The 26,263-nt window shown below is 61.2% G+C and carries 14 protein-coding genes; 4 read left to right on the forward strand and 10 right to left on the reverse strand.

All coding sequences use genetic code 11. From position 1 onward, the window contains the following. Positions 1-133 precede the first annotated feature (133 nt). The 9 genes from BUA36_RS12070 to BUA36_RS31535 form a co-directional block, all read right to left on the reverse strand. Entirely contained in the window at positions 134-2,266 is a 2,133-nt protein-coding gene (locus BUA36_RS12070) for a pseudouridine synthase (protein WP_072784798.1), read from the reverse strand. Continuing rightward, the gene (gene scpB / locus BUA36_RS12075; RefSeq protein ID WP_072784800.1) at positions 2,253-2,948 is read right to left on the reverse strand and encodes an SMC-Scp complex subunit ScpB; all 696 of its coding nucleotides are present in this window, start codon (positions 2,946-2,948) and stop codon (positions 2,253-2,255) included. The genes BUA36_RS12070 and scpB overlap by 14 nt, the downstream gene beginning before the upstream one ends. A gap of 243 nt (positions 2,949-3,191) precedes the next feature. Further along, positions 3,192-4,217 carry a glucokinase gene (locus BUA36_RS12080; RefSeq protein ID WP_072784802.1) on the reverse strand — a complete coding sequence of 342 codons (1,026 nt, stop codon included), beginning with the start codon at positions 4,215-4,217 and terminating at the stop codon, positions 3,192-3,194. Between the two features lie 197 nt (positions 4,218-4,414). Continuing rightward, positions 4,415-5,371: a VTT domain-containing protein gene (locus tag BUA36_RS12085; RefSeq protein WP_072784804.1), complete on the reverse strand. Its 957-nt coding sequence runs from the start codon at positions 5,369-5,371 to the stop codon at positions 4,415-4,417. Between the two features lie 25 nt (positions 5,372-5,396). Beyond that, positions 5,397-7,073, reverse strand: coding sequence for an ABC transporter ATP-binding protein (locus BUA36_RS12090; protein ID WP_072784806.1), 1,677 nt, complete (start codon positions 7,071-7,073; stop codon positions 5,397-5,399). Then, positions 7,070-8,191: an ABC transporter permease gene (locus BUA36_RS12095; protein ID WP_072784808.1), complete on the reverse strand. Its 1,122-nt coding sequence runs from the start codon at positions 8,189-8,191 to the stop codon at positions 7,070-7,072. The genes BUA36_RS12090 and BUA36_RS12095 overlap by 4 nt, the downstream gene beginning before the upstream one ends. Next, positions 8,188-9,126, reverse strand: coding sequence for an ABC transporter permease (locus BUA36_RS12100; RefSeq protein WP_072784810.1), 939 nt, complete (start codon positions 9,124-9,126; stop codon positions 8,188-8,190). Before BUA36_RS12100 ends, BUA36_RS12095 begins: the two co-directional genes overlap by 4 nt. Positions 9,127-9,132: 6 nt before the next feature. After that, a complete protein-coding gene (locus tag BUA36_RS31530) occupies positions 9,133-9,807 on the reverse strand; it encodes an ABC transporter substrate-binding protein (RefSeq protein ID WP_307188231.1) in 675 nt (224 codons plus the stop codon). Beyond that, entirely contained in the window at positions 9,759-10,874 is a 1,116-nt protein-coding gene (locus BUA36_RS31535) for an ABC transporter substrate-binding protein (protein WP_307188232.1), read from the reverse strand. Before BUA36_RS31535 ends, BUA36_RS31530 begins: the two co-directional genes overlap by 49 nt. Before the next feature lie 345 nt (positions 10,875-11,219). On the opposite strand from BUA36_RS31535, the gene BUA36_RS12110 reads away from it, so the two are divergent. From BUA36_RS12110 to BUA36_RS12125, 4 genes are all read left to right on the forward strand, one after another. After that, positions 11,220-14,009, forward strand: coding sequence for a TonB-dependent receptor (locus tag BUA36_RS12110; RefSeq protein ID WP_229255691.1), 2,790 nt, complete (start codon positions 11,220-11,222; stop codon positions 14,007-14,009). Positions 14,010-14,226: 217 nt separating this feature from the next. Continuing rightward, a complete protein-coding gene (locus BUA36_RS12115) occupies positions 14,227-17,007 on the forward strand; it encodes a TonB-dependent receptor (protein ID WP_167544283.1) in 2,781 nt (926 codons plus the stop codon). Positions 17,008-17,453: 446 nt separating this feature from the next. Further along, entirely contained in the window at positions 17,454-20,294 is a 2,841-nt protein-coding gene (locus BUA36_RS12120; protein WP_072784812.1) for a TonB-dependent receptor domain-containing protein, read from the forward strand. 245 nt (positions 20,295-20,539) lie between these two features. Continuing rightward, complete coding sequence (locus BUA36_RS12125; RefSeq protein WP_072784813.1) at positions 20,540-23,206, forward strand: TonB-dependent receptor; 2,667 nt, start codon at positions 20,540-20,542, stop codon at positions 23,204-23,206. Positions 23,207-23,302: 96 nt separating this feature from the next. Here BUA36_RS12125 and BUA36_RS12130 read toward each other — a convergent pair whose 3' ends face one another. Continuing rightward, the gene (locus tag BUA36_RS12130; protein WP_072784814.1) at positions 23,303-26,230 is read right to left on the reverse strand and encodes a TonB-dependent receptor domain-containing protein; all 2,928 of its coding nucleotides are present in this window, start codon (positions 26,228-26,230) and stop codon (positions 23,303-23,305) included. Positions 26,231-26,263: the final 33 nt, after the last annotated feature.

Below are 26,263 nucleotides of genomic sequence, written 5' to 3' on the forward strand. Positions count from 1 at the left end.
GCCAGATGAAAGGCTGCATCGGAATTAACCTGTGCAGAACCTCTACTAGGCTGGATATTATAACCTTATATGGTTTGCGCTGCAATGCCGCACAGGCGACATGGCAGGCAAACAACAAGGCGAAGAGCGTGTTTTAGCCCTTGCGGCGGCGCGGCATACCGTGGTCTACGGCACCACCACGCGGCGGCTGGCCACGGCGTGGCTGACCGCCAGTCGCACCGAAACCAAACGTGGTTTGCAGCGGATCTGGCTGGCGCGGACCACGACTTGGGCCCTTGGATTGCTGACCACGCCCCTGGCCTTGACCCTGCCCTTGCCCACCCTGGCTGCGGTTGCCCTGACCTTGCGCGCGCGGAGCTGGCGCCTCGCCCAGCGGACGACCACCGGCGTAAGCACCAATGCCTTGCGGGCGACCACCCGGACGACCGGATGCCTGGCCGCCCTGACCCTGGCCTTGACCACGGCCCTTGCCGCCACGGTTGCCATTGCCACCAGCGTTGCCGCCATTGCCACCAAACCCGCCCTGACCACGGCCATTGCCGCGCGCAGGTTTGGCGAATGGCAGCGCGTTGGCGTTGCTCAGGTCGGCACGATTGAAGTTAGGCTCGTTTTCATCGTCCTCGTCATCATCGTAGTAGTCGCGCTCTTCGCGGCGATTGCCGCGCTCGGCGTGCTGGTCGCGGTTGCTGCCGTTACGCTGACGCTTTTCCGGCCCCTTGTTCTGGGCTGGCTTGGCTTGCTGCGGCGTCTTGCCGGCCGCAGGCTGAGCGACTTTTTTCTCGATGCTATAGGCCGCCATCAGCGCGCGCACGGCGTTTTCCTCCATCTCTTCCCAGCGGCCACGTTTCAGGCTGCTTGGCAGGGTCATGGCGCCGTAGCGGGTACGGATCAGGCGCGACACGGTCAGGCCGATCGCCTCGAACATGCGGCGCACCTCGCGGTTACGGCCTTCGCCGATGATTACGCGGTACCACTTGTTGATGCCCTCGCCACCACCGTCAGCGATTTTCGAGAACTGCGCCATGCCGTCTTCCAGCTCGACCCCGGCCAGCAGCTTCTGACGCATGCCCTCTTCCAGCTCGCCCAGCGTACGCACGGCGTACTCCCGGTCGATGCCGTAGCGCGGGTGCATCAGGCGGTTGGCCAGGTCACCGGACGTGGTGAACAGCAGCAAACCTTCGGTGTTGAAGTCCAGGCGGCCAACGGCCAGCCATTTGCCGGCCTTCATGGTCGGCAGGCGCTCAAACACCGACGGACGGCCATCCGGATCATCCATCGAGACGATCTCACCGGCTGGCTTGTGGTAAATCAGCACGCGTGGCGGCTTCTTGCTGACACGGCGCTGAATCAGCTTGCCGTTGATACGTACCGCATCAGTCGGCAGGATGCGCTGGCCGGTGTGGGCTGGCTCGCCGTTGACCGACACGCGGCCAGCCAGGATCAGCTCTTCCATATCGCGGCGCGAACCCAGACCGGATTCCGCCAGGATTTTGTGCAGCTTAGGCGCATCGTCTTCCGCCGTCAGGTCGCGACGCACGGTTTTTTGCTGATGGCGGGACTTGCCCTCATCGCTGTCAAACGCGTCCGACGTGACGTAAGAGAATGCAGCGTCTGCATCATTGCCTTTGGCGCCACCAGCCTGCTGGCCGTTACGCGGCTTGCCATTCTTACCACGTTTGCCATTGCGCTGGTTATTATTAGGACGCTCGGCGCGCTCCTGGCGCGGCTTGGCCTCCTGCGGCGCAGCTGCCGGGGCACCCTCTTCCGATACCACACCTTCTGCAACGACCGGCTCCACACGGGGCGGCATCGATGCCTCACGCAGCGCGCGCTGGGCGCGCATCTGGCGCGGACCACGTGGGCGCTGGCGCTCGGCACGCTCGCCCGCTTCGGCTGGCGCCGCAGATGCTTCGCCCACCGGTGCGGCGGACGCTGGCGCTTCAGCAGCGACAGCGGTCTCGGCGACCGAAGCAGCTTTTTTGGCGCGCGGCTTGACTGGCTTGGCAGCTGGCTCCGCACCGTCAGCAACGGCTTCGGCGGCATCGGCCTTCCTGGCGCGCGGCGTCTTCACTGGCGCCGGCGCATCTGCGGCGGCGTCGGCTTCCGCCTTGGTCTTGCGCTTAGGCTTGACGGCAGGCGCCTCGCCTGCGGCAGCAGCCGCCGCCTTGTCGGCTTCGATTTGCGCTTTGGTGCGACGTTTAGGCTTGGCGACAACTTCGGCCGCTGCCGCGTCGTTGACTGTCTCAGAGGTATTAGGATTGTTCATTATTCGTTTCTTGGTTGTGCTCAGCGTCAACCGTTAAATCTGGCGCAGGGCCGGGTTCTGGCACAGCGCTTTCTTGCGCCGCTTTTTCAAAATTCTCTTGCAGGGCCGCCTCCAGTGTTTCCATGGCGTTTTGCCCATCACTGATTTGCTGCAAAGGCGGCAGCTGGGACAGCGAATTCAAGCCCAGATCATCCAAAAACTGCTTGGTGGTTCCCAGCAAAGCCGGGCGCCCGACGACATCCCGATAGCCGATGGCATCTACCCAGCCACGGTCTTCCAGCATCTTGATCGTCTGCGAATTCACGGCAACGCCGCGTATTTCTTCAATATCCCCCCGGGTAACGGGCTGGCGATAGGCAATAATGGCCAGCGTTTCCAGCGTCGCCCGCGAATACCTGGGTGGTTTTTCCGGATTCAGGCGGTCGAGATACAGCTTCATCTCGGGCCGGCTCTGAAAGCGCCAGCCGGTCGACAGGCTGATGACTTCCACACCCTTGCCAGCCCAGTCGGACCGCAATTCTTCCAGCAATTCCTTGATCGTATCGGCGCCTATGCCGAGGCCGCGCGGCCGGTCCTGGTCGTCCAGTTCGACAAACAGCTTTTTCAGACTGTGGATCGATAACGGCTCACGAGCGCATAGCAAGGCGGTTTCGAGGACTTTTTTAGCCTCAAGATTATCCATAAGCAAAATCGAAAGAAATCAATCACATTCAGTGAGGCTGGCGGGAGGACTCGCTGAAGCTGCTTTTCCGACGCCAAGGCCTATGCGTACCCGGCGGGAGAGAGGGACATGCCGGCAACGGCCGTAACCGCTGCTTTCTACGTGAAACGTGGGCAGGAAGCCAGACGTTTCATACAACAACGCGAATTGTACCTGATAAAACGCCGAAACGCGCATTTCGACCGCATCGAAATGTAATTGAGCTTACACAGAGGCAAGTCTTTCCGACAAGATTGCTGAAACACCAACGAACGCCGGGTATTCCGCCGTGATGACCCAGGTCGGTACCGCGGCCAGGTATTTATTGAAACGGCCCTTGGCTTCAAAGCGGGCGCGGAAGCCGGAACGGTCGAAGCGTTCGCCCAGTTTGGGCACGATGCCGCCGCCAATATAGATGCCGCCCTGCGCGCCCAGCGTAACGGCGATATTGCCGGCAATCGTGCCCAGCATGCAGCAGAAGGCTTCGATCACCTCGTCACACAGCGAGCATTCGCCCGCCAGGGCGCGGCGCGAGATGTCGGCGGCGCTGAGTTTTTCCGCCGGCAGGTCGCCATGGTCGGCCAGCGCGCGGTAGATCAGTTCGATGCCGGCGCCGGACATCAGACGCTCCGCCGACACATGCTCGAATTCTTTCCAGGCATATTGCAGGATGGCGACTTCGGTCGGATTGGCGGGCGAGAAAGTCACGTGACCGCCCTCGCTCAGCAGCGCAGTCCAGCCGTCCTTGCCCGGAATCAGGCCCGAAACGCCCAGGCCTGTGCCGGCGCCGATCAGGCCCAGCGGCGTGCCCGGCACGCCGGCGCCGCCACCGACCTGGTGTTTTTGCGTTGCCGACAGCTGCGGCAACGAGCTGGCCAGCGCGGTGAAGTCATTGACCACTACCAGTGTGTCAAAGTTGACTTCGCGGCGCAGCGCCTCAATCGAGAATGCCCAGTGGTGGTTCGTCATGCGCACCATGTCGCCGGTGACCGGATTGGCAATCGCAATCGCGCCATTCCGGATGCCGGTGACGCCGGCCTGGGCTACGGTTGGCGAGGCCAGATACGCAACCAGGGCGGCGGCCAAGGTTGGATAGGCGGCACACGCCAGCACTTCGATCGCTTCAATCCTGCCCGGAGCGGTTTCCAGCGCAAAGCGCGCATTCGTGCCGCCGATATCCGCCAGCAGACGCGGGCCACCAGGAAAAACCGTGGTCAGGGAGGGAGGCGTTTGTACGGATTGAGCAGTCATGATGGATCGAAATGAGTTGAAACTTAAGCTTAAAGTATTTTTGCTATCACAAGCAAGAGATGTTTGTAGTTTTAGTACAGTTTGCTACATAACTTTGCATTCAGAGATATTTTTTCCGTAGTATGACTACCACAAGCCAATTGGAATCGATTCCAATATGCCGTAAAAAAAGCGCCGCAGATAGGCGGCGCACTCTGTTATGCGGAAGCGGTGTTGTCTTCGGCCAGCGTGTCGCGTGGTGCGCGGAAGGCGGCATTCCAGGCGTCCAGCCCGCCATGCAGCGGCCGGGCGCGATGGTAGCCTTGGCTGATGAGTCCCTTGGCCACATGGGCGGCGGTCACATCGTTCGGGCAACTGCAGTACACAATAATGTGGCGGCCCTTGTCCAGCCCCAGGGCATCCGGATTAAGCTCGCCACCATTGAACAGCAACGCGCCAGGCACGGCCGGGTCCAGCATTTGCGCGGTAGCGCTGCGGGCGTCGATCAGGATGGGCTCCGTGCCCTGCTCCAGCAGCTGCTTGAAGCCATCGATCGTGATGCGCTCGATTTCCACCGACTGGCGGAAGCGTTTGCGCTCCACATATTTAAACGCAACGAACAGGGCCAACAGCACGCCCAGCACGATCAGCGCGGTGGTTCCCATGGTGCTCAGGATGTCGAGCAGCTGATCGACGCTGGTGTGGAAGAAGGCGCCCAGCGCGATGCCGGCGCCGCTCCACAGCAAGCCGCCCAGCAAACTAAAACCAAGGAAGGTGCCGCCACGCGTGCCCATGGCGCCAGCCAGCGGCGGTGCAATGGTGTTAAAGCCCGGGATGAACTTGGCGACGATGAGCGCTTTCGGTCCCCAGCGGTTGAAATTGTCCTCGGTCTGGCTCACGCAGTAATCGGGCGACAGCGAAATCTTGCACAGCAGCTTGAGGATGCGCTTGCCGTAATACTGACCGGCGCGGAACCAGAAATAGTCGCTGATGAGACAGGCGATCATGCTGACGGCCAGCACGGCCGGCCAATGGGTGTCGCCGTCGATCGACATGGCGCCCGCCACAATCAGGATAGGAAAGGCAGGAATCGGCAAGCCGATCTGCTCGACCAGCACCACCCCGAACACGATCAGGACGCCATATTCTTGCAGCAGGAGGATTAAATTCGCCATACGGATATCTTAACTTAAAAATCGCTTAACCGTGGCCGGGGATCGCCGCCAGCAGCGCCCGCGTGTAGGGCTGTTGCGGGTTGCGGTACAGCGCGTCTGCGTCGGCCAGTTCCACCACCGCGCCCTGCCGCATCACCATGACCTGGTCGGCCATGTATTTCACCACCGACAGGTCGTGCGAGATGAAGATGTATGACAGGCCCAGCTCATCCTGTAAATCCCGCAAAAGATTGAGCACCTGCGCCTGCACCGACACGTCCAGCGCGGAAACCGATTCGTCGCACACCAGAATTTCCGGCTGCAGGGTCAGGCAGCGCGCGATGGCAATGCGCTGCCGCTGGCCACCGGAAAACTCATGCGGGTAGCGGGTGTAGGCCGATGCGGGCAATCCAACCTTGTCCAGCAGCGCATGGGCCATGGCTGCGCGCGCGCGGTTGTCGGCGCCGATGCGGTGAATGCGCAGCGGTTCCAGCAGGATGTCGCCCACCGTGAAGCGCGGGTTAAGCGAGGCATACGGGTTCTGGAAGATGATCTGGATGCGGCGCTTGTAGGCCTGGAATTCGCGCGCGGACATGCTGAGCAGGTCGCGGCCGTCGAACATGGCGCTGCCGCCACTGGCCTGATGCAGCCGCAGCAGCGTCAGGCCGACCGTGGTCTTGCCCGAGCCGGATTCCCCCACCACGCCCAGCGTCTGGCCGCGCGCCAGCGTGAAGGAGACATCCTTGACGGCCTTGATTTCGCGCTGGCCGAACCAGCCTTCGCGCAGATAGAAGCTCTTGCTGAGGTTGCGCACTTCCAGCAGCGGCTTGCCGTCGCTCTTGCGCACACGGGAGTCCATGCTGGCGATGCCGTCCGGCTCCGCAGGAATTCCCGTCTGATAGTCGGCAATCACCGGCAAGCGGTGCGGGCGCGCATCCAGCGTCGGCCGGCAATGCAGCAGCGCGCGCGTGTAGGCATCGGCGGGCTGGTTGAGGACTTGCTGCGCCGGTCCGGCTTCACGCACCTTGCCATGGCGCATGACGATGACGTGGTCGGCAATCTGCGCCACCAGCCCGAGGTCATGCGTAATGAACAGCACCGACATGGCACGACGCTTTTGCAGCCGTGCGATGAGCTCCATGATCTGCTGTTGTATCGTGACGTCGAGCGCGGTGGTGGGCTCGTCGGCGATCAGCAGCCGGGGTTCGCAGGCAATGGCCATGGCAATCATCACGCGCTGCTGCTGGCCACCGGACAGCTCGCCAGGATAAGCGGCGATCCTCAGCGCCGGATCCGGGATGCCAACCTCCTCCAGCAGTTCCAGCGTCCGGCGGCGCGCCTGCGCGCGGCTCATCCGCAGGTGCAGCATGAGCACCTCGGCAATCTGCGCGCCCACGGTGAAGACCGGGTTCAGCGACGACATCGGCTCCTGGAAAATCATGGCGATGTCCTTGCCGCAGAGGGCGCGTCGCTGCTTGCTGTTCAGCGCCAGCAGCTCGCGGCCATCGAACCGGATGCTGCTGTCCGCACTGACGACGGCCGCCGCGTCGAGCAGCCCCATCACCGCCAGCGAGCTGACCGACTTGCCGCTGCCGGATTCGCCGACCAGCGCCACAGTGGCATTGCGCGGCACATCAAAAGAGATGCCTTTGACGGCTTCCGCCGTGCTCTTGCGGTCGAGGCGGAACGCAACGCGCAACTGGCGGACTTCAAGCAGGTTCATTGCTTCACCTTGGGATCGAGTGCGTCGCGCAAGGCATCGGTGAACAGCGAGAACGCCGTCACCAGCAAGGCCATGGCGATGGCGGCGGCCGTCAGTTGCCACCAGCGGCCGAGGATCAGTTCATTCTGCGCTTCGTTCAGCATGCTGCCCCACGACACCACGCCCACTGGCACGCCAAAGCCCAGGAAGCTCAGGATGACCTCCGCCTTGATAAAGCCCACCACCAGGATCGACATTTGCACCAGCGCCACATGGCTGACGTTGGGGAAGATGTGGCCAAACATCCTGCGCCAGTGCGAGGCGCCGATGGCATCAGCGGCAAGCACATATTCGCGCGTCTTGTGCTTGATGTACTCGGCGCGGATCAGCCGGTACGGACCGGTCCAGCCGGTAAGGCCGAGTATCAGTACCATCGTCAGCACGCCCTTCTGCTGCAACACCGCCGCCACGGCCAGTATCATGAGCACCGACGGGATGGCGGTGAAGATGCTGTAGAACCAGTTGAACAGATCATCCACCACGCCGCCGCAATAACCGGACAGCGCGCCAAACAGGGTGCCCAGGCCAACCGCCAGCAACGCAGCCACCAGGCCGACGACAATCGAGGTCTCGCCGCCCTTGACGGTTTTCCTGATGATGTCATGGCCCCACTTGTCGGCGCCGAACGGCAGGGTCGCGCGGCGCCCGCCGTCAGCTGCTGCACCGCCCTTGCCCTGGCCCTCGCCCGCTTGCGCCCGCAACGCCGCCAGGTCGTCCGCGAGCGGATCGATGACGCCATACATCTCCACTGCGCCGGGTGCTGTACCGCCATGGCCCTGCGGTGCCGCCAGCTGCGCGCGCAGTGCGCGGATGTCGTCAGCGATCGGGTCGAAGACGTTGTCCGGCAAGGCCTGCGGCGGCGCGGCCGGCGTGACAGCCGTGCCGACGGCTGGCGCGTCGGCAAATCCCGGCGGCGCATAACTCACCCCCACTTCCTGTTCCCAGTCCGCGACAATCAGGCCCGAGGCCGACAGCACCACCATCACCAGGAAGGCCAGCACCACTGCCAGTGACGCCATCGCCACCCGGTCCGCGCGCAATCTGCGCCATGCCAGCGCCCACAAGCCTTGCGCCCTCATGCGAGCTTCACCCGTGGATCGACGGCCTGATACAGCAGATCTGTCAGCAGATTAAACACCATGGTTGCCGCCGCCACGTACACCGTGATCGCCTTGATTACCGGGAAGTCGCTGCGCTCCACGGCCAGGATCACCTCGCGACCAATGCCCGGAATGCCAAAGAAACGCTCCAGCAAAAACGCGCCGATCAGCAAGGCCGGCAGGTTCGACATCACATACGTCAGAATCGGAATCGCCGCATTGCGCAGCACGTGCACCCACATCACGCGCCGCTCGCCCAGTCCCTTGGCGCGCGCGGTACGTACATAATCCTGTCCCACCTCGTCCAGCACAAAACTGCGGAACAGGCGCAAGGTCGGCGCCACCGATACCGCCAGGCCGATCAGCACCGGCAAGGCCGAATAGCGCAGCAGGTTCTCGGCGAAATGGTCGCTCCAGCCCTGCACCGGAAACCAGCCCAGCTGGTATGCCAGTCCATACTGAAACGCGATGATGTACACCAGGATGCTGACCGACATGCCCACCGTGCAGGCCATCATCACCAGGCGGTCCGTCAGCGAGCCGCGCACAAACGCGACGGCCAGCGCCAGCGCAACGCCGATCAGCGTCTCCAGCAGCGTCAACGGAATCAGCACCGTCAGCGAAGGTCCCAGCCGGGTCGCGATGATGTTGGACACCGGCTCGCTGGTCGCCCAGCTCGCGCCAAAGTCGAAGGTCACGATCTGCCTGACGAAAATCCACAGCTGCACATGGTAGGGCTGGTCGACACCAAGCTGCCGACGGATGTTGGCGATGCTCTCGGCATTGGCCATCTTGCCGGCCAGGATATAAGCCGGATCGCCGCCCACCCAGTTAAACAGCACAAACACCAGCAGCACCACGCCCAGCATGGTCGGCAGCATTTGCCACAGGCGGCGAACTATATAGGCCAGCATCTTGTCTCAGTCCTTGATATCGATGTACTTCCATTCCTGATGCAGGATGGGATGCTTTTTATACCCCAGCACACGCGGCTGCGCCAACATATTCCGGTAGCGCGAGAAAGCCGGCATGACCGCCGCCTGCACTTCCAGCTGACGCGCCATCTTGCGGTACAGCGCATCGCGCTGCGGGCCGGGCGGCATGCCGTGGCTGGCTTCGTACCAGGCGTCGAACTGCGGGTCCTGGTAGCAGCCGTTGTTGTTCTGGCCGATATTCCCGCCGTAAAACAGCTGCATGAAATTGTCGCCATCGGGATAATCAGCCAGCCACTCGTAGGTACGGGTCTGGATCTTGCACAGCATTTCGGCCCGCTGGATGTCGCTGAAAATCATGCGCGGGTTGTCCATGCGGATGCCGATGCGCTGGTACGTCTTGCGCCACAGCTCGGCCATCAGCACGCCATTGGCTTCGTTGCGCGAGGTGTAGCTGATGACCAGCGGCTTGCCATCCGGCTGCATGCGCCAGCCATCGGCGCCCTTCCTGTAGCCATACCGGTCCAGCAGCTGGTTGGCCAGCACCGGATCATAGCGCAGCAGCGGCTGGTAAGCGGGATCATGCCCCGCCACGCCGGACGGAATCGGAAACGTCAGACGCTGCGCTTCGCCGTTGTGCACCAGGCGGATTTCCTCGTCCACATCGTGCGCCATGGCGATGGCGCGGCGCAGCGCAGCGCGATCTTCTCCTTGCTGAAGCCGCCGACGACCGGATCACGCATATTCCAGTAGTAATAGCTGAGCCCCGGATCGACAATCCGCGACAGCTGGATGCCGCGCTCGGCCAGCTCGGGCCGCAGCTTGCCATCGACCAGCGCTTTCGGCGCCAGCGGGCCGTCCAGCCAGAACAGGTCCGCCTCGCCGCTCGTGAACGACAGCCAGCGCGACTGGTCCTCGAGCTGCACGCTGATCTCGATGCGGCCGATCTGCGGGATCTTCTTGCCCTTCATCTGCCGCTCGATCACGGCGTCGCCGTGGAAGTCCCACACTTCAGCGCGGTGCCCGGTATTCTCTTCGAGCACAATCCGGCTGCCGCGTATCCACTGGCCCAGCTTGTAAACGCCGGTGCCGACCGGATGCCCCGCCACTTCACCCTTGCTGTCGCCATACAGGTCCACGACCTCGCGCGCGACCGCCGCCAGCGGCGCATAGGCCAGTATCATGCCAAGGTTGAAGTCGGTGCGCGTCAGGTGAATCCGCAAGGTGTAGGGATCGATGATTTCCAGCCCGGCCACCGGCGCATCGTAGTTGAAGCGGCCGGTCTGGCGGGCCTGCTCGGCCAGTGCGTCGAGGCCCAGCACCTTCCCTTCCAGCAGCCAGGCGTTCGGCGACGCCAGGCGCGGATCGAACAGGCGCTTCCACGCATAGACGTAATCGGCCACGGTCAGCTCACGCGGTTGGCCGTGGAAGGCGGGATCCGGCGTGAAATACGTCCCCGGCTTCAGGCGGATCAGATAGGTTTTGCCATCGGCGGCCACTTCCGGCAAGGCAGCGGCCGTTTCTGGCGCCAGCTGGACCGGGCGGGCCAGATAGTCGTAGGTGTACAGGGTTTCAAAGATTGCTTCGGTGATGTGGCCGGTGTACAGATCCCGCCCCAATGCCGGATCAAAGCTGGCTTCCGCGGCCGGCAAAATATAGTGCAGTGTCTTTACCGGCGCCGCAGCCCATGCCCAGGCAGCAGCCATCATCATGCTTGCTGCCGCGGCCATTTTTACGCTCCGCATCCCCATCCTCACGCCGCCTGTGTGACCTGCACAATACCGCATTTTTTACTTGGCAGGAAAGCCATGCTCCGCCCCGTTTTGGTGCAGTCAAGCAGATTCTGTGATGCGCCGCAGCATTCGGTCATGCCATCCCGCAGCATGCCTGACTTTGCAGCGCACCATCGCTTTACAAAAACTCATGTATTTTTTACATAAACCGTTGTTTTTACGCGTCAAAGTAATCGATTTCGTTTGACAGTGCTCTTGCGGCAATGTTTTGATGCGCGCCTTTCCTAAATATTTCACTTGTATATATTTTAGAAAAGAAAAAACTTTCTTGGAGTATTGTTTATGATGATGGAAACGGTTTTATCCCGCTCCGTGCGCCTGATGTTCTCGGGCTCCGTAGCAGCAGTCCTGGCCATGCCAGCTTTCGCGCAGAACGCCGAGCCGACCGGCCCGATCCAGCGCGTTGAAATCACGGGTTCGAGCATCAAGCGCGCATCCGCTGAAACCGCCTCGCCGGTGCAGATGATCACCCGCGACGAACTCATGAAGTCCGGCAAAACCACCGTGGCGGAATTCCTGCAAAGCCTGACCGTGGACGGCGCTGGTTCGCTGCCATCCGGTTTCGGCACCGGCTTCGCAGCCGGCTCGACCGCCATTTCGCTGCGCGGCCTGGGCGCCACCTCCACCCTGGTACTGCTGAACGGCCGCCGCATGGCACCGTTCGCGCGTGCTGACGATGGCCAGAAGAGCTTCACCGACCTGTCCACCATTCCGATGCAGCTGGTGGAACGCATCGAAGTGCTGAAAGACGGCGCTTCCTCGACCTACGGCGCCGACGCGATTGCCGGCGTGGTCAACATCATCCTGCGCAAGGACTTTGAAGGCGTGACCATCAAAGCCGATACCGGCGCCTCCCGTTACAGCGACAACAAACAAAACAATATCGCTGTCACCGTGGGCAAGGGTAACCTGGACGACGACAAGTACAACCTGGTATTCAACGTCGAATACAAGAAGTCCGACGAACTGGCCGCTGCGGACCGCAAGGACCGCGGCTGGATCGGCCATGGCGACATCCGTCCATGGGGCTACAACCAGAACACCCAGTACATGGGCGGCTACATCACCCCGGGTGCATCGACCGCGACGCCAACCGGCGCCCTGCGCGATCCGAAGACCGGCAACTACGTGTCGCTGGGCGGCTGCTCGCAGTTCTCGCAGACCGTCAAGCAAGACGCTGCTGGCGGCTGCCTGTGGTCGCAAGACCAGTTCCGCGACCTGCAACCGAACGTTGAATCGCTGAACCTGTACACGCGCGGCACCCTGCAAGTCAATTCCGACCTGCAGGTGTACACCGAACTGGGCTACGCGACCCGCAACAGCTCGTTCATGCTGGCGCCCGTCTCGGCCACGCCAAACGTGACCTTCCCGGCCACCGCCGCGAACCCGAACGGCATCATCCTGTACAGCAATGACCTGCTGATGTCCGGCAAGCACCCGCAAAACACCTTTGGCACCGACACCCGTCTGCGCTACTCGATGTTTGACCTGGGCCCAAGCAACCACATCGCCAACAACGACTTCAGCCGCATCGTGCTGGGCGCCAAGGGCAGCAACTACGGTTGGGACTGGGATGCCGGCTTCACCCACTCGGAATCCAAGCTGTACATCGAGTGGACCAACCAGCTGAACATGAAAGTGCTGAAGTCCGCGCTGGGCGATCCGACCAGCCAGTACTTCCCGTACTACATCGGCTCGCAAGCCTACAAGAACCCGGCCTCGCTGTACGCAGCGATGCGCGTGAACGCGTCGTCGAACTCGACCACCAAGCTGGACATCGTCGACTTCAAGGCCTCGCGTGAACTGTTCGCGCTGCCAGGCGGTAACCTGGGCCTGGCCATCGGCGGCGAACACCGCCACGAGCAGCTGGACAACCCATCGCTGACCGGTTCGGAAGATGGCTCGACCAACATTTCCTACGTGGCCGCCAAGGGCGACACCAAGGTCTCGGCAATCTATGCCGAGGTACTGGCGCCCGTGCTGAAAACCGTGGAACTGAGCGGCGCGCTGCGTTACGACCACTACAGCAACTTCAACTCGACCACGCCAAAACTGGGCGCGAAATGGACCCCGGTCAAGAGCTTCGCACTGCGCGGCACTTACACCGCCGGCTTCCGTGCACCTGGCGTGGCTGAAGCCAATGCGGAAAGCCAATCGACCGGCACCTCGTCGGTGGTCGATCCAGTACGTTGCCCAGGCGGCAAAGTGCCAGCAGCAGGCGGCGCCACCACGCTCGATTGCAACATCCAGATCGGCGCAGTCAAAGTGGGCAACCCTAACCTGGCGCCCGAGAAGTCGAAAGGCTACACCCTGGGCCTGGTCTGGGATCCGCTGAACGACACCAACCTGTCGCTGGACGCGTGGAAAATCCGCCGCACCAACGAGATCAACCCACTGTCGTATGTTGAAGCCGCAGCGCTGCCAACCGCAGTTCGCGCCGACAACAACCTGGTGGTCAATGGCGTGGTGATCCCGAACACCGGCACCCTGCTGATCTCCAAAGCACCGTACCAGAACTCGAGCTACACCGAAGTCAAAGGGATTGACCTGGACGTCAAACAGCGTCTGCGCCTGGGCGACTACGGCAAAGCCACGCTGAACCTGGTGTGGTCGCACGTGGCCTCGTGGGTACGCGCTGATAAGAACCAGGTATTCCAGTTTGCCGGCACCCACGGCAACTGCGACACCTCGGATTGCGCCGGCACGCCGAAGGACAAGATCAACCTGATCGGCTCCTGGGACAAGGGCAACTGGAATGTATCGGGCAGCGTCAACTACCGCTCGGACATGAAGAACATCCGTTACGAAGGCGCCCCTTGCGCGGTGCTGTTCGCCGACGGCACGCCATCGCCGAACGGTGCTTGCCGCCTGCCATCGTTCACCACGCTGGACCTGTCGACCCGCTACAACTGGAGCAAATCGCTGCAGCTGTACGCGTCGATGAACAACGTGTTCGACAAGATCGCCCCGTTGGATGCACTGACCTACGGCGGCATGAGCTTCAACCCGATGGACGCTTCCGGCGCCACCGGCCGTTACGTGAAGATTGGTCTGCAATACAAGTTTGACTAAACTTTATTAGTCGCACGACAAGAAGGACAGCGAGAAATCGCTGTCCTTTTTTTATTCTTAGCACAAATCTATTAGTTTTTTACTGAAAGCCGCATAAAGTTTGACAAGAGTGATCTAAAAGTGGTCTGATAACGGCCCTTGTGAGAATTGGTTAGATTTTGCCTCGCAAGCTGAACCACTTGAGAAAGCACTTAGCAACATGATTAAAGAAACAATCTTGTCCCGTTCGCTGCGCGTGATGTTTGCCGGTGGACTGGCCATGACCCTGGGCCATGCCTTCGCCCAGGAAGCCGGCGAACCCGCGATGCAACGCGTCGAAATCACCGGCTCCAGCATCAAACGCATCGCCGCCGAATCCTCGCTGCCGGTGCAATCGTTCAGCGCCAAAGACATCAAGCAGACCGGCGTTTCCACCGTGACCGACTTCATCCAGCAGCTGCCGGCGATGCAGGGCTTCTCGGTCGCCGCTGACTCGGTCGGCGGCGGCGGCGGTGGCGTGACCACCGCGTCGATCCACGATATCGGCGCCTCCTACACCCTGGTACTGCTGAACGGCCGCCGCATTGCGCCAGCCAACTCGGGCACCGTGATCGACCTCAACTCGATTCCGCTGTCCGCGATTGAGCGCGTAGAAGTGCTGACCGACGGCGCCTCGGCCCTGTACGGCGCCGACGCGATTGCCGGCGTGGTCAACTTCATCCTCAAAAAAGGCGCGGCGCCGTGGGAAATCAACGCCAAGTACAGCTCGCCTGAGAAGGCTGGCGGCAAGAGCAATTCGCTGAGCCTGAGCAAGGGCTTTGGCGACATCGAGGACGACGGCTACAGCGTGTTCGTCTCGGTCAGCCACGATGAGCAAAAGCAGCTCAAAGCCTCGCAGCGCGATTTCGCCAAGACCGGCATGATCAACTTCACCGATCCGAAAACCGGCAAGGCGCTGCAGTTCCTGAACGGTTCCTCGCGCGCGATCCCGGCCAACGCCGCGGTCAAGTACACCGGCGCGGACGGCAAGGCCGGCACCGTCAACCTGAACCCGTACGCGCTCATCAACGGCAAATGCGCCACCGCCAACGTCGATGCGTTTGGCGACGGCCAGTGCTACTACGATTACACCTCGACCATCGAGATCAATCCGGAATCGAGCCGCGACTCGATCTTTAGCTCGGGCCGCCTGAAGCTGGGCAACAGCGGTTTCCAGGGCTTCTTTGACGCCGCCTACACCGAAGCCAAGATCACCGCGCGCATCGCGCCGTATCCGGCCGACTTCTCGCTGTCGACCAGCTCGCCGCTGTACAGCAAATACGTGTCGCCTTACCTGACGCCGGAACAGCGCGCGGGCGTGAGCTCGGTGGCGGTCAAATACCGCCTGTACGAAATGGGCGACCGCGGCTACGAGTACGGCACCAAGGCGACCCATCTGGTGGCGGGCGTGGACGGCGCGGCCTTCGGCTGGGACATCAATGGCGCGCTGACCTGGTCGCGCAACAAGCAGGAACAGAAATACCTGTCCGGCTTCCCGCTGGCTGACAAGTTCGACGCCCTGCTCAACAGCGGCAACTTCGACCCGTTCGGCTACGCCCAGGGCGACATGCCGCAAGCCATGCGCGACCAGCTCAACGCCACCGGCTACACCGGCCTGTACAACACCCAGACCGTGGTCATGAAGGGCGCTGACGCCCACGCCTCGCGCAGCGCGTTTGAACTGCCAGGCGGCACCGCCATGGTCAGCGTGGGCGCCGACTACCGCGTAACCAGCTTCAGCACCGACCAGCAGGACGTGGCCAAGAAGGCCCTGATCCTGTTTGACAGCCCGGTCTACGACAACCACTACGAGCGTGCCAACGCCGGCGCCTTTGCCGAGCTGCTGCTGCCGATTAACAAGCAGTGGGAAGTCACGGCTTCAGGCCGCTTCGACAACATCGGCGCCGTCAAGGACAAGCTGGCCGGCCACGATGTGGGCGACTCCGCCAGCGCTGGCACCTATAAAGTGTCGACCAAGTACTCGGCGGCCAAGAACCTGATGCTGCGCGCCGCCACCGGCACCGGCTTCCGCGCGGCCAGCATGCAGGAAATCGCTGGCCCGCTGGAAGAGTTCGGCGTCACCGGCGGTACCTACAACTGTCCGCTGACGGCGGCCAACGGCCTGGCCGGCCATCCGCTGGCCAAGTACTGCGAAGCCAGCCGTGGCCAGTTTGAGGTATTCCAGGGCGGCAATCCGGACCTGAAACCGGAGAAATCCAAGCAATGGTCGATTGGCGCCGTGTGGGAACCAAGCAGCACCACTAGCGTGGCGATCGACCTGTGGAATGTGGAAATCCGCGACCAGGTGACCTCGGTCTCGGAAGGCCTGATCTTCGAGAACCCGGCCAAGTACGCCAACCTGTTCACCACCAAGCACATCGCCTCGACGGGCCTGGACGTGCTGGCCATCAAACTGCTGCCAATTAATATCGGCAAGGTGGAAAACCGTGGCATCGACTACGACTTCACCCAGAAGATCAAGCTGTTTGACGGCCGCCTGACCAACCGCCTGGCAGGTACCTATCTGCTGCGCTCGCGCTACACCACGCCGGGCACGGACGACCAGTGGGAAACCAGCCTGAACCGCTACGGTTCGAACGACAAGGTCAGCTTCCGCAACGTGATCAAGGCCAGCAGCTCGTGGGCCAATACGGCCTGGACCCACACGCTGACGGCCAACTACCGCAACGGCTACACCGACAAGCATCAGAACGCCGATGACTGCGCGGTAACCACGTCGGACGCGGCGCAGTCGTGCTACGACATCACGCTGGACGTGCCGAGCTACACTACATTCGACCTGCAGTCGGCTTACCGCCCAGTCAAGAATGTGGAAATCACCGCTGGCGCGATCAATCTGTTCGACCGCAACCCGCCATTCACGCTGCGTAACACCGGTTCGCACCAGGTCGGTTACAACCCGTCGTACTCCAGCGCCCTCGGCCGCACTTTCTATCTCAGCGGTTCATATAAGTTTTAATACTTATTAAATAAGGACTTAGGTCTGCCAGCCCGGATTTGCTTTGCGGCAAATCCGGGCTTTTTATTTGTCGCATAAATGTAACGCTCAGTGACTGCATGAACGCAGATTAACCAAATTTAACACGCCCCAGAATGGTGCATTGCAAGACGGTAGCCACCGTATATTTGTTTCTTTTTTGATGTTGAATCAATCTTTCCATCGTTTTTATGCCGGCACGCACCAAATTAGAGCGTTTTTTTGGCTTGGCTTGGAGCATTGTTGATTTAAGGTAAATGATAACGTTTCACTAAGTTCATAAGGGTTTCCACATTGACAGTAATTCCGCCCAAATGATTTGATGAAAAACGAAAAGAACGAACATGTTTTTTTCCAAGGCAAAAAATTGCCTATAAAAAATATATAAACACACCCGTTGTTCATCGTTTTATTTTGGGAGCTAAATAATGATGGTTGAAACCGTATTGTCGCGGTCGGTACGCCTGATCTGCGCCAGTGGCCTGGCGCTGGGCATGCAAGCCGCCGTGGCACAAAACACGGACGCGCCTATCCAGCGCGTAGAAATTACCGGTTCGAGCATTAAGCGTATTTCCGCTGAAGGTGCGCTGCCTGTGCAAACCCTGTCCAAGCTGCAGATCGAGCAGTCCGGCGCCAGCAACGTCGCCGACCTGATCGCGACCCTGCCGTCGATGCAAGGTTTCACCACCTCGTCGATGTCGGTCAACGGCGGCGGCGGCGGTCTGCAAACGGCGTCGATCCACTCGATCGGCGAAGGCTACACCCTGGTGCTGCTGAACGGCCGCCGCCTGGCGCCTGCCACCTCCGGTTCCACCGTCAACCTGGCCAGCATCCCTCTGGCCGCTGTCGAGCGCGTCGAGATCCTGACCGACGGCGCCAACACCCTGTACGGCTCGGACGCGATTGCCGGCGTGGTCAACTTCATCCTGAAGAAAAACCAGACCGACGCGATTGTCGAAGCCTCGTACAACCAGCCACGCAGCAGCGGCGGCGCCACCTCGACCGCCTCGATCTCCAAAGGCTGGGGCGACCTGGACAAGGACGGCTTCAACCTCCTGCTGTCAGCTTCGCATGACGAGAGCAAGGCTTCGTATGCACGCGAACGCGACTTCTCGCAAAGCGGCGTGATCCCGTTCACTGCCAATGGCAAGGCGTACAGCCTCTACCAGCTGAGCTCGAACTCGATTCCTGGCGTCGCCACCGTCAAGTACACCAAGGCCGACGGCACCCCGTCCAGCGCGGCCTTCAGCCCTAACCTGTTTGCCACCGGCACTTGCAACGGCGCCAACCTGTTCAAGGTCGGCAACCGCTGCCTGTACGACTACGCCGCCACCGTGGAAAACACGCCTGGCCTGAAACGCGACAGCGGCTTCGCCTCGCTCAATTTCAAGCTCAACGAGAACACCAACTTCTTCGCTGAAGGCCTGATCTCGTCGTTCAGCAACACCGCACAGTACGCCGCACCGGCCCAGCCGCTGGGCGTGCCGCTGAGCAGCGCGTTGTATGCAAAATCGATCGCGCCTTACCTGGCCCGCCTGGGCATCACCAATCCGGCCAGCGTCACCAGCGTCGCCATGAACCTGCGTCTGGTCGATGCCGGCGGCCGTGCCGACGAATACAAAACCATCGCCAAACACCTGGCCTTGGGCGTCGATGGTTCGTTCAAAGGCCTCGATTACCGTGCTGCCTACACCCACTCGGAAAACAAGCAGACCGATACCGCCGCTGGCGGCTACATGAGCCTGAACGCGTTTGACGCGCTGGTCACCTCCGGCAAGTTTGATCCGTTTGCGCCACCAGGCACCTCGAAAGACGTGCTGGCGCCTGCCGTGCTGCACAACCAGCTGAGCGAGACCAAGTCGAAGATCGATATGGTGCAAGCCAGCGCTTCGACCGAAGTATTCCAGCTGCCGGCCGGCGCCGCCCAGCTGGCACTGGGTGCCGACTTCACCCGCCAGGCCTACTCGGAAGCGCCAGACGCCTTCACCCAAGGCCAGAACAAGCAGCAGCCTAACTTCACCGACGCCATTGTGGGCGGCAGCGCTGGCGCCCTGCCAATCGACGCCAGCCGTAAAAACTGGGGTACCTACGGCGAGCTGCTGCTGCCAGTGCTGAAAAACATGGACCTGACCGTGTCCGGCCGTTACGACGATTTCAGCGCCGTCACCAACGACAAGAACTTCGACGCGGACGGCAATCTGATTGCCCCAGGCAAGCAAGGCGAGTCGGCCAGCAAAGCCACCTACAAACTGGCGCTGCGCTGGAATCCGGTGGAATCGGTGCTGATCCGCGGCTCCTATGGCACCGGCTTCAAGGCGCCGACCATGAGCAACATCGTCAAGCCACTGGTCAACGGCGGTTCGTCGCAGTTCCACGCTTGCCCGATCACCAGCGCCAGTGATCCACGCTTCAAGCTGTGCAACCCAGGTTCGTCGGAATACGGCCTGCTGACCGGTGGTAACGCCTCGGTGGGCGCCGGTGCACTGAAACCGGAAGAGTCGAAACAGGCCACCCTGGGCATCCGTGTTGAGCCGATCAGCAGCCTGTCGCTGGGCTTTGACCTGTGGGACGTGAAACTGCGCAACCAGATCCAGACCCTGTCGGAAGACCTGGTATTCAACAACCCGGCCATCTACGACAGCCTGCTGCGCACCTACTTCGACCCGATCCAGAAGCAGAACGTGCTGGTAGCCGCGCTGACCCCATTCAACCTGGCCAGCTCGCACTACCAGGGTATCGACTGGGATCACACCTACAAGACCAACACCACGCTGGGCAAAGTCGCCGTGCAGTGGACCGGTACCTTCATGACCAAGGCTGAACAGGAAACCCCTGGCAGCGGCGTGGAGAAAAACATCGGCCGCTTCAACTCCTACGCCAACGTGACGTTCCGCTGGATCTCCAAGCTGACCGCCTCGTTGAATACCGGCCGCTTCACCCACGCGCTGACCGCCAACTACCACTCGGGTTACACCGACCAGGTGTACAACGAGGATGACTCGGTGGTGCGTGAAGTGCTGGCCGATGGTTCGCTGGGCGACTACGTGCCGATGAAGCGCCAGGTCGCGTCGTACACCACGTTCGACTGGCAGACCAAGGCGCAGCTGAGCAAGCAGTTCACGCTGATCGCTGGCGTGAAAAACATTGCTGACATCGCACCGCCATTCACCATCCGCAACGCCGGTGGTGGTAACCAGTCGGGCTACGATGGCCGTTACACCGACCCGCTGGGTCGTCAGTTCTACCTGACCGGTTCCTACAAGTTCTGATCAGTTAGTCATCAAAGCGGAAATTTTTACGGGCTCCTACGGGAGCCCTTTTTTATTGGCGACACAAATGCCACTAAGCGTTGTTTTATATAAACAGATAAGGTTTCATGATTGACACCGCCATCACCGTAATGAAATTATCAACACCCTGACCGTCACTTAACCGATGGTCACGAGCACGTACCCGCCCCTACCAAGCGGTGGGTGAATAAAAATATTGATGTTCGTTTTGGGAGTTGAGAGTAATGATGAAAGAAACTATTCTGTCCCGTTCCCTGCGTCGCATATATGCTGGCGGCCTGCTGGGTCTGGGTCTGATCGCGCCAGCCGTCCAGGCGCAAGACGACGCGCCGATCCAGCGCGTTGAAGTGACCGGTTCCTCGATCAAGCGTCTGGTGTCGGAAACCGCCAACCCGCTGAGCGTCATCAAGGCGGACGACTTTGTCAAACAAGGTTTGACCACGGCCCAGGAAGTGCTGGACCGCATCCCCTCCAACAGCTCCAGCTTTACCTCCGGCAACGTGGTCGGCGGCAATAGCTCAGGCCTGCCGACCGGCGGCCAGTCCAGCGCAGACTTGCGCGGTCTGGGCGGCGACAAAACCCTGGTGCTGCTGAATGGCCGCCGCATCGCCAACCATCCTTACGATGGCGCCAGCGTCGACCTGAACATCATTCCGGTCGCGGCCCTGGAACGCGTGGAAGTGCTGCGCGACGGCGCTTCGGCGATCTACGGTACCGACGCGATTGGCGGCGTGATCAACTTCATCACCAAACGTTCGGTGCAGACCACCACGATTACCGCGGAAGCGATCCTGCCGCGCAAAGTCGGCGCTGATGAAAAGCGCATCAATATTTCGAGCGGCTTCGGCAATCTGGACGAAGACGGCTACAACGTGTTCGGCGTGTTCGACCACCACAAGCTGGAGATCCTGACCTCGCAGCAGCGCGACTTCTCCAAGACCGGCGTGATTCCGTCGCGCGGCCTGAACCTGACCTCGGGCACCACCTTCCCGGGCAACTACTTCGATCCGAAATCGGGCGCTACCGGCAACCCGGGCTTTGCCACCGGTTGCGACGCGCCCAACTCGGTGCCGCGCGCCAGCAACGGTACCTGCCGCCAGGACTACACACGCCAGATCGACGATCTGCCAGAACAAAAGCAGACCTCGTTCTTCGGCAAGGCCACCTTCAAGATCAACGGCGACCACCTGGCTTCGGTCGAGTACCTGCACTCGGAAAACGATGTGGTATCGCACACCGCGCCGCCACCGCAGACCAGCCTGCTGCTGCCGAAAACCAGCAAATACTATCCAGGCAATTCGGGCGGCGTACCGGCCATGCCGGGCCTGTCCGGCGAACCGCTGTCGGTCAACTGGCGTCCGACCGAAGCCGGTCAGCGCGAGATCAACTCCAAGGGCGCGGCTGACCGTCTGAGCATTGCAGCCGAAGGCCTATTCAAGGACTGGGACTACAAGGCGGGCTTCACCGTGTCGGAAAGCCGTTCGGCCGAGTACTTCACGGGCGGCTACGTCAACGACGCCAAGTTTGCCGCCGGCGTGGCGAATGGCATCCTGAATCCGTTCGGCAAGCAGGACGCCGCCGGCAAAGCCTATCTGGAAACCACCGCGCTGCGCGGCCAGGTCCAGAACGGCAAGACCCGCAACACCGGCATCGACGCCAAAGCCAGCCGCGAACTCATAGAAATGGGCGGCGGCAAGATGGCAGTGGCGGTCGGTACCGAACTGCGCCGCGAAGAAGCGGACTTCTTCGTCAACCGCGACATCGCCGGCCAGGCCGCCTCGTCGGGCCTGTCGGGTTCGCAGTCGACCGACGGCGCGCGCACCATCAAGGCCGTGTTCGGCGAGATCAGCCTGCCGCTGATCAAGGACCTGGACGTCAACGCGGCGGTCCGTTACGACAACTACAGCGACGTCGGCAGCACCACCAATCCGAAACTGGCGGTGCGCTACCAGCCGACCAAGCAGGTGCTGCTGCGCGGTTCGGCCTCGACCGGCTTCCGTGCACCGACGCTGTTTGAAAAGAACGCGCCGCAATCGAAGAACGACACCAACAACTCGTACAACGATCCGATCCTGTGCCCAGGCGGCGTGCTGTCGTCCAACCCGATCGCCAACCCGCTGCGTGACTGCGACCTGCAACAGTTCAAACTGCAGGGCGGCAATCAGAACCTGAGCCCGGAAAAATCGAAGACCTTCTCGGTCGGCATGGTGCTGGAGCCGATTCCGCAGGCCACGCTGGCCATCGACTACTGGAACATCCGCCTCAAGGACAAGATCAACGCGCTGCCGGAAGAAGCCATCTATGGCGACTACCAGAAATACAAGGCGCGCTTCCTGCGCAATCCTGACGGCTCGCCGTACGCCATCCTGGACCTGAAGGAAAACCTGGGCAAGGTCAATACCGACGGCGTCGACGTCGCCCTGACCCTGCGCTCGGGCGCCACCAGTGCCGGCAACTTCACGCTGACCCTGGACGGCACCTACGTCCACAAGTATGAGTACCAGGACGAGCGCGATGGTCCATTCATCCAGAACGTCGGCCGCTACGCTGCCAACAATCCGGTGTTCCGCTGGAAGCACAACCTGGCGCTGAACTGGCGCCTGGGTGTCTGGAACGCCACGCTGGCACAGTCGTTCAAGTCCGGCTACACCGACCAGAATCTGGACATCCCTGACCAGTACAAGAACCAGGTGCCATCGTACGCGCTGTGGAATCTGTCGGGCAGCTACACCGGCTTCAAGGGCGTGACCCTGACCGCCGGCGTGAAAAACCTGCTGGACAAAGAGCCACCGTTCTCGAACCAGGGCACGCTGTTCCAGAAAGGCTACGATCCACGCTACACGGATCCAGTCGGCCGTTCGCTGTACCTGCGCGGCAGCTACGCGTTCTGATCGCATCAGCAGTAGCAGCATAAAAAATCCCGGCAGCCTGAGCGCGCTCAAGATCGCGCTCAGTGCAGCCGGGATTTTTTTATGTGACGACCTTACTTAGAACTTGTAGTTGCCCGTAATGTAGAACGAACGGCCGGCTGGATCGGTGTAGCGGCCATCGTAGCCGACTTGGTTACCGCCACCGGCGTTCTGCAAGGTCAGCGGTGGATTGCGGTCGAACAGGTTTTTAATCCCGGCCGTCAGCGCAAAGTTACCGAAGTCATACTTGCCTTGCCAATCGAAGGTGGTGTACGACGGCACGCGCAGCGGTTCAGGTGCGCCGTCTCTCCCATTGAAGGCGATCGGGTCGCCAACGCTGCCATCTGGATTCACCGTCGATATCGCCGAACCAAATGGGTATTCCTGGTCGCGGTAGCCCGACTTGTAATGCGCGGTCAGTAAATTGGTCAACTTGCCGTTGGTCAGGCTCAGGCTCAGATTGGTTTGGACGCGGAACACCACGGCGTTGTCCTGGCCAAAACGGCCAAGGTCAGAATACACCGTACCGTTGCCTTGCGTGGTGTAGTTCTGCTTGAGCATATAGGTGCCGTTCCAGGCCGCGCGCAGATCGCCGATAGCGGTCTTGCTGCGGTAGCTGAAGTCCCAGTCAATACCGCGGTAGTTGGCGACGCCGCCGTTGACTGGCGCCTGCAGATAAGCAATCGTGGTGTAGCCGGCAGGATCATAGTAAGGATTCACGAACAGACTTTTATACGTCTGCGGATCACGGAAACCTTCCTGCTCCGGCACACCGGCCGACAGGATCTGGTCGCGGATCTGCACGTTCCACAGGTCTAGGCCCAGCGACAGGCCACGCAGTGGTTCAATCCGGCCGCCCAGAGTCCACTGCTTGGATTTCTCAGGCTGCAGGCCAGCGGAGCCGCTCAGGCTGTTGGGGCCGATCAGCAGATCGTACTGCGATTGCCGTGGCTGGCAACCTGCCGAACCGGGGAACGGGCAAAGATAGCTGCCGGCGGTACTGCCATTGAAGGTATTGGCACCCGCAACGTCGCTCAGGTTAGGCGTCTTGAAGCCGGTGCCGTAGGCGGTGCGCAGCAGCAAGGTATCGGTCGGCGTCCATTTCAGGCTCAGCTTGTACGTGCCGGCGCTGGCGGTATTGCCAATATCACCGCTAGGCAAAAGCGGGAGCAGACCGTCGGCGTTTGGTACGCTGCCAAAGATGTAGTCACTGTGCACCTTGTCGTAGCTGTCATAACGGCCAGACACGGTCGCTTCCACCGTTTTATGCAGCGGCAGCAGCACTTCGGTGAACAGGCCCCAGTTGTCGCGCTTGGCGCTGAACGGCACCTGGCCATAATTGCCGCCCACCGGATAATTGCTCGACGCCGGCTGGGTCACAAAACCCGAGTTGGACAGGATCAGCGGATGGTAGTCGGTGGTGTATTTGGTCTTCGTATAGTCGCCGCCCAGCGAGATGATGGAGGTGCCGCCTGGCAGCGAGAACAGGTCATGCTGTACGCCCGCATGCAAGGTATTGAGCGTCGATTTGGTGCGCGAGAATACCGTGCCGTTCAACAGCGCTGGCTGCAGCTGGCTCGCGCCCTGGCCGGTGACCGGATCATATTTGCCCTGTGCGACCAGGTCATTGAGCATGCCGAAGTCGGTGTAGCCGCCAGCGGCCGTATCTTTGATTTTGCTTTCCGACAGGATCAGCGCCGCATTGTAGGTCCAGCCAAACGCCGAGCCGTCGATACCGGTCGCGAAGTGGCGCGCGGTCGTCTCAAACTTGTCCGCACGGCCGCCGATCAGCACCGAACGATAGTTCAGCGTGGCGTTGCCGCTCGGGTTTTCCAGGCCGTTGGCGTCCAGGTAAGACTGCACATATTTCTGGTACAGGGCCGGGAAGCGGTCGGTGGCATTCACACCCATCTGTTGCGCGGACGGGGCAAATTGCGCGGTCATCGCAAACTGCGACAGCACCAGCTCAGCCCAGGCGGTGGTGTTTTCGTTGATCTTCAGCGTCCCTTTCAGCAGGCCACTGTCGCGCACGGTGCCGGGCACATCTTCCACGGTGGACGCGTAGTTGAACAGGCATTGCGTAGCCGATGGGCCCGCCAGCGGATTGCCGCAATTGCCATTGGCGGCCAGGTAAGGATTGATGGCGTAGCCTGCGGTATCAGCTGTCGTGCCTTTAGGACGGGCATTGAACAGGATGTTGGCCGGCTCGGTGTTGCCGGTACGCTGGTCGTAATAGTACTGCTTGCCGTTGGAGCTGAACTTGAAGAACGCGCCGGGCGCTGAAAAATCGCGCTGCAAGGCGGCAATCCGCTGCTGCTCCTCATGGCTGTACGAAGCCAGTACGTTCCAGCCATCGGACTCCAGGTCACCCCAGCCTTTGGTAAGGCCGGCACTGCTCCACTTGCCGCCATTCTTTTTCGGTTGGCCATAGGTAGCAAATACTTCGCCCTTGGTCAGGTTCTTTTTGGTGATGAAGTTGACCACGCCGGCAATCGCGTCCGAACCGTACAGCGCGGAAGCGCCATCGGTCAGGATCTCGACACGCTCGATCGCTTCCAGCGGAATGCTGGACAGGTTGACCGAATAGCCGCCACCCTGCCCCGTGCCAAGGGCGCTGGGCGCCACGCGCTGGCCATCCAGCAGCACCAGCGTGTATTTCGATGGCAGCGAGTGCAAGGACGCGGTCGTCACGCCGGCGCCGCCGCCGTTGACTGAGCTCGAGGCCGGCACGAAGCCCTGCATCGATGGCAGCATCTGGATCAGATCAGTGGCGGAGGTCGCGCCAGTCTGCTTGATCTCGGCCGCCGTCAGCACCTGGACGGGCAGCGAGCCCTCCTTCTGGATGCGCTTGATCGACGACCCGGTGATCTCCACCCGCTGCATCGGTTGATTGTCCGGTGGCGCGTTTTGCGCCATGGCAGGCAACGCCAGCAGGCCCATGCTGGCAACCACACCGCCCGAAAACATCAACCGCAACGAACGGGACGGCACTCTTTCTTGAATCATATCTAACCTCCAGTTGTTTTTTAGGATGCAACA

This window comes from Duganella sacchari, assembly GCF_900143065.1.
In the GTDB taxonomy this organism is placed as follows: Bacteria; Pseudomonadota; Gammaproteobacteria; order Burkholderiales; family Burkholderiaceae_D; genus Rugamonas; species Rugamonas sacchari.